We start from the raw sequence: 6,049 nt of genomic DNA, 5'->3' as shown, positions 1-6,049 counted from the left end.
GGGCGACGAGCCGCGCCGGCGCAGGGGCCGACCCGCCGCGCACGCCGCGCCGGCTGTACCGACAGCTAGCGCAGTCTCCGCGGGCCCTCGTCCCCGCTGAACCGCGGGGGCGGCCCCAGATGGACCTGTGCGTACAACACGGACACACCGTCGGGGGCCGCGAGCGCGGGGTCGAGAGACAGCCGTCTGAGCTCGGGGACGTCCTCCACCAGGCACGACATCCGGCCCATGAGCTCCACCAGGGCGTCCTTGTCGGCAGGGGTGTCCCCCGCATATCCGTCGAGGATGGGCGCGGCCCGAGGACGGTCGAGGAGCGACCGGGCCTCCGAGGGGGAGATCGGCAGGGTGCTGAACGCGCGATCGGCGAGGAGGTCCGAGAGCATCCCGGACAGGCCGAAGGAGATGAGCGAGCCGAAGATCGGGTGGTCCGCCACCCGGATCGTCACCGCGACCCCCTTGGTGGCCATCTTCTGGACGTGGAGTGCCCGGGAACCGGTGGTCGCCTTGAGGTCGTCGAACGCGTGACGCACGGCCCCCGCGTCGGTCAGGTCCAGGCGAACCCCGGACTGGTCACTCCGGGTCCGCCACTTCTCCCCCATCGCCTTGACCGCCACCGGGTACCCGAGCTCCTCGGCCGCCATGGCCGCCTGCTCCACCCCGACCGCCACACGGTAGTCGACGATCCCCACCCCGTAGCACTCCAGCAGACTCCGGACCTGCCCCTGGGTGAGTTCGAACGACTCGTTCCCGGCGTTCGAGTGACACAGAGAATCGACGAGATCCCGCGCGCGGGCGCGGTCGATGTCGTCGTACTCGGCCGGCTCCTCCGCGGGCTGGTCCAGCCACTCGGCGTAGCGGCGGGCGCGCACCAGCGCCGACACCGCACGCTCGGGGTACGGGTACGACGGGATGGAACCCCGCGAGGCCACGCCGGACTCGTCGGTGATGGTGAGCCCCTCGGGCAGTCCCTCGCCGGCGAGGAAGGTACTCACCACCGGCTTGGAACTGTCGGCCGCCGCGGCACGGATGGCCTCGGCGTAGGCATCGGGCTCGGTGGCCACCGGTGGCACGAACACCGTCAGCACCGAGTCCACCTCGTCGCGGGCCACCACGTCGGCGATCGCGGCCCGGAAGTCCTCGGGTAGCGCTCCCGCGCCCAGGTCGACCGAGTGCGCCACGGTGAATCCCTGCAACCGCGCGGAGTCCCCGCCCAGTCGGCCGACGGCGGTCGAGTTCCCGACGATCGCCAGACGGCCGCCCGCCGGCAACGGCTGATAGGCGAGCAACGTCGCCGTGTCGAACATGTCGGTGATGGAGTCCACCTGGATGAGCCCGGAGTCGCGGAACAGTCCGCGGATGGCCGAGGCGGTCAGACCCTGCACTCCCGATTCCAGGTCGTCGACGGCCCGGCGCACCACCACCACCGGCTTGTTGCGGGCCACGCGGCGCGCGATCCGCGAGAACTTGCGGGCGTTGCCGAAACTCTCGAGGTAGAGCAGGACCACCTCGGTCCCGGTGTCGGTATCCCAGTACTGGAGCAGATCGTTGCCGGAGACGTCCGCACGGTTCCCCGCGGAGACGAATGTCGACAGTCCCAGACCCCGGCGGGCGGCGGCGGCGAGGATCGTGATCCCCAGGGCACCCGACTGACAGAAGAACCCGGCCCGACCCGGCCCCGGGACCACCTCGGCGAGGGTGGCGTTGAGCTGGACGTCGGGGGAGGTGTTGATCACCCCGAGGGCGTTGGGCCCCACCACCCGCATCCCGTGGGCGCGGGCCTCGCTCACCAGGCGACGTTCGGACACCACTCCGGCGCTGCCGACGTCGGAGAACCCGGCCGAGATCACGACGAGGGTCGAGACCCCCTTGGACAGGCAGTCGTCGAGCACCTCGGACATGGACGCGGCCGGAACCGCCACCACGGCCAGGTCGACCGGGTCGGGGATGTCGCGGACGCTGGCGTAGGCACGAACGGACTGCACGGAGGTCGCATCGGAGTTGACCGGGTACACCGGGCCGGAGAACCCGTTCCCGATGAGGTTGCGCAGGACCGTGTGGCCGATCTTGCCGACCTGGTCGGAGGCGCCGATGACCGCCACCGAGGCGGGGGTCAGGACCCTCGCGAGGCTGCGCGCCTCGGCCGCGGTCTCGCGAGCGTTACGGACGTTGGTCAACGCCTCGGTGGGGTCGATCGCGAACTCGAGATGCAGGGTTGATCCATCGAAGGAGCGCGAGATCTCGTACCCCGCCCGACGGAACACCTGGATCATCGACCGGTTCTCCGAGAGCACCTCCGCCTCGAAGTGGTCGATCCCGCACTCGGCGGCGGACCCCGCGAGATGCTCGAGGAAGATCGATCCGAGCCCCCGGCCCTGGTGCTGGTCCGAGATGGTGAACGCCACCTCCGCGAACGTCGAGTCCGGGAGCCTCTCGTAGATCGCCATCCCGATGATCTCCGCGCCCAGTTCCGCGACGAACGCCATCCGGTCGCGGTAGTCGACGTTGGTCATCCGCTGCAGTTCCTTGGCCGACAGGACGTCGTGGGAGCCGAAGTAGCGCAGGTAGCGGGTCCGCTCGGAGAGGCTGGCGTGGAAGCGGGTGATCTTCTCGGAGTCGTTGGGCAGGACCGGCCGGATCCGCACCGCCCGGCCGTCGGAACCCAGGACATCCGCCGCCCACTCGTGTGGATAGCCCTCCGGATAGTCGTCGACCGCCGTGTCGGTGGAGGCGTGTTCTGGCGGGTTGACGACCGGCGCGTCACCCTCGGGGGCGCCGCCGTCGGTCGTTCCGTCACCGGGGTTGGCCATCGTGGTCCTCCATGAGACAACTGTCGTGAATGGTGGGCACCCGCGACGCGGGGGTGGTGCGGTCAGTCCCGGGGATCGTCCGGGTCGAGTCCGAGCAGGGGGTACACCGAGCGGCGGGTGTCGAGGATCGACTGGTCGAGTCGGGCCAGTGTCCGGTCCACCTCTCCCCCACGATCGGCACCGGCGGGCTCCCAGGGCGTGTGCGCGGGATCTCCGCCGTCACTCATCGTCTGCGGGACCCTGTCCGGAACGGTGAACCGGGCGGCCATGGCCTTCCACTCCTCCGGTACCCGGGTCCCCGGATCCACGGGGACGCCGAGGACGGCGGCGATGAGATGGGTCCACGATCGCGGGACCACCCGGACCAGCTCGTAGCCCCCACCGCCGATGGCGATGATCCGCCCCTCGCAGAGCTCGTCCGCCAGTGCGATGAGTCGGAGGTAGGACTCGCGGTGCCCGTCGACCGTGAGGGACAGGTCGGCGAGCGGGTCCTCGCGGTGCGAGTCGCATCCGGCCTGCACGACGATGATCTGTGGCTCGAAGGCCCGCAGGACCCCGGGAACGACCGCGTGGAACCCGCGCATCCACAGCCCGTCGGTGACCGCCGGCAGGAACGCCAGGTTGACCGCGGTCCCCTCCGCGCGGCCCACCCCCGTCTCCGATGCCCAGCCCGTCGACGGCCACAGGGTCGCCGGGTGCTGGTGCAGGGACATGGTCAGCACACGCGGATCCTCGTAGAAGGCGGCCTGGACACCGTCCCCGTGGTGGACGTCGATGTCCACGTAGGCGATGCGGTCGTACCCGTTGTCGAGCAACCAGCTGATGGCCACCGCGGCGTCGTTGTAGACGCAGAAGCCGGCGGCGGCCGCGGGCATGGCGTGGTGCATGCCGCCGGCCACGGAGACCGCCCGCGTCGCGGCGCCACTGGCGATCGCCCGCGCTGCGGCCAAGGTTCCTCCGGCCACCGCGGCGCTCGCCTCGTGCATGCCCGGGAACGTCGGGTTGTCCGCCGTGCCGAGACCGTGGCTCATCCCGAAGTGCTCCCCGGGCGGCAGGTCGCCGGCCGCCCTGACGGCACCGATGTAGCGGGACGTGTGGACGCGGAGCAGCTCCTCGTCGCTCGCCCACCCGGGGTCCAGCATCTCGACGCCCTGCAGGACCCCCAGTTCCGTGGCCAGCGACATGGTCAGATCGAGTCTGCGCGGACTCATCGGATGATCGGCGGAGTGCCGGTACTCCATCAGCGAGGGACTCCACACCACCGCGGCCGCGACGCCGTCCCGGATACCGGCCATTGCCACCCCGTCCTCCCCTCGCACCGGGACGCTCCCGGCAGCCCACATCCGGTGGGAACACCGAGATGCGCGCCCCACGAATCTACGCGGCGGGACCCGAGCCGACCCCCGATTGCCCGCTCCCCACCCCGGTTCGAGGCCCGGCGGTAGTCTCGACCGTGAACCCGGAGGGGACCGTCGACCACCGGGGGCGACTACCTGCGACGATCCGACGTGGAGGATTCAGCGTGAAAGACCTGGTGGACACCACCGAGATGTACCTCCGCACCATCTATGAGCTCGAGGAGGAGGGAGTCATCCCACTCCGGGCCAGGATCGCGGAGCGACTCGAGCAGAGCGGTCCGACCGTGAGCCAGACGGTCGCGCGGATGGAACGCGACGGCCTCGTACACGTGGCGCCCGACCGTCACCTCCAGCTCACGACGACCGGCCGGGATCTGGCCGTGGACGTGATGCGTAAGCACCGGCTCGCGGAGCGACTGCTCGTCGATGTGATCGGGTTGGAACTGGAGAAGGTCCACGCCGAGGCGTGTCGATGGGAGCACGTCATGAGTGACGACGTGGAGCGCCGCCTCATCGAGGTCCTCGACGATCCGAGGACGTCACCGTACGGCAACCCCATTCCAGGGCTCGACCGGATCGGCTACACCTCCCAGATGGCCAACGATCGCGCGTTCACCCGCCTGTCGGCGCTGGACACGGACATCCCGCACAGCGTCCGGATCCAGGCGATCGGCGAGAACGTCCAGATCGACACCGACCTCATCTCCGAGCTCCGCGCGCACGGTGTGGAACCACTGCGGACCGTGACCGCGACCCGGCGGGGCCACCTCGTCGAACTCGACTCCGGTGACGGTCACACCGTGGAACTCGACGGCGACCACGCGCACGCGATCCAGGTCGAGATCCTCCCGTGAAGCTCCTCGTCACCGGTGGGGCGGGATACGTCGGCGGGGTCTGCGCGACCGTGCTCGTCGAGCGCGGACACGAGGTCGTGGTCCTGGACGACCTCTCCACCGGCAACCGGTCGGGCGTCCCCGCGGAGGCGACGTTCATCGAGGGCGATGTCGCCGCGCTGGCGGGCGAGGTCCTGGACCCGGGATTCGACGGGGTCCTGCACTTCGCCGCCCGGTCCCTCGTCGGGGAGTCGGTGGAGAAGCCCGCGGAGTACTGGCAGGGCAACGTCGTGACCTCCCTCGCGCTCCTCGACGCGATGCGCGCCGCCGACGTCACCAACCTCGTCTTCTCGTCCACCGCGGCGACCTACGGCGAGCCGGAGCAGATCCCGATCACCGAGGACATGCCCACCCGGCCCACCAACACCTACGGCGCCACGAAACTGGCGATCGATCACGCCATCACCTCGTATGCGGTGGCCCACGGGCTCGCCGCCACGAGTCTGCGCTACTTCAACGTGGCCGGCGCCCACGGTCCGGTGGGAGAGAACCGGGTCGTCGAGACCCACCTCATCCCGCTGGTCCTGCAGGTGGCCCTGGGACACCGATCCGACATCAAGGTCTTCGGCGACGACTGGCCCACCCCGGACGGGACATGCGTCCGCGACTACATCCACGTCGCCGACCTCGCCGACGCGCACCTACTGGCCCTGGAGTCCAACCGACCCGGCGTACACCGTGTACTCAACCTCGGCAGCGGGGAGGGCTTCTCCGTCCGCGAGGTGATCGACGTGTGCCGCGAGGTCACCGGGCACTCGATCCCGGACGTGGTCGCACCGCGGCGCGCCGGCGACCCCGCAGTCCTGGTGGCCTCCAGCGAGAAGGCGATGACCGAGTTGGGGTGGACCCCCACCCGGACCGACCTGCACACGATCGTCCGCGATGCGTGGGCGTTCACCTCGGCCCTGGGTGATCGGGCGCACTCCGCCCCGCGGTAGTCCCGGGCCGGCGCGGGCGGGAGCGCCCCGACCGCGCCGGCCTCCTGGGGCCG

The 6,049-nt window shown here is 70.6% G+C and carries 4 protein-coding genes; 2 read left to right on the top strand and 2 right to left on the bottom strand.

Features of this window, described 5'->3' with window-relative positions; genetic code table 11:
- Positions 1-65: 65 nt before the first annotated feature.
- Together G6031_RS12425 and G6031_RS12420 are read right to left on the bottom strand one after the other, a co-directional pair.
- A complete protein-coding gene (locus G6031_RS12425) occupies positions 66-2,807 on the bottom strand; it encodes a bifunctional GNAT family N-acetyltransferase/acetate--CoA ligase family protein (protein WP_182640717.1) in 2,742 nt (913 codons plus the stop codon).
- A 62-nt stretch (positions 2,808-2,869) separates the two neighbouring features.
- On the bottom strand, positions 2,870-4,102 hold the full coding sequence (locus tag G6031_RS12420; protein ID WP_182653425.1) for an acetoin utilization protein AcuC: 1,233 nt from the start codon (positions 4,100-4,102) through the stop codon (positions 2,870-2,872).
- Between the two features lie 227 nt (positions 4,103-4,329).
- On the opposite strand from G6031_RS12420, the gene G6031_RS12415 reads away from it, so the two are divergent.
- Positions 4,330-5,019, top strand: coding sequence for a metal-dependent transcriptional regulator (locus tag G6031_RS12415; protein ID WP_179525206.1), 690 nt, complete (start codon positions 4,330-4,332; stop codon positions 5,017-5,019).
- On the top strand, positions 5,016-5,996 hold the full coding sequence (galE, locus tag G6031_RS12410) for a UDP-glucose 4-epimerase GalE (protein WP_179525205.1): 981 nt from the start codon (positions 5,016-5,018) through the stop codon (positions 5,994-5,996). Before G6031_RS12415 ends, galE begins: the two co-directional genes overlap by 4 nt.
- Positions 5,997-6,049 lie beyond the last annotated feature (53 nt).

This window comes from Dietzia sp. CQ4, from assembly GCF_014145125.1.
GTDB classification, from domain to species: Bacteria; Actinomycetota; Actinomycetes; order Mycobacteriales; family Mycobacteriaceae; genus Dietzia; species Dietzia natronolimnaea.
The sequence above is the reverse complement of the archived record's forward strand: the minus strand, read 5'-3'. Positions and strand labels throughout refer to the sequence as shown.

Bases quoted from the DNA above. Each gene is read 5' to 3' on its own strand.
- G6031_RS12425 (WP_182640717.1), bottom strand. From the start codon at position 2,807: ATGGCCAACCCCGGTGACGGAACGACCGACGGCGGCGCCCCCGAGGGT.
- G6031_RS12420 (WP_182653425.1), bottom strand. From the start codon at position 4,102: ATGGCCGGTATCCGGGACGGCGTCGCGGCCGCGGTGGTGTGGAGTCCC.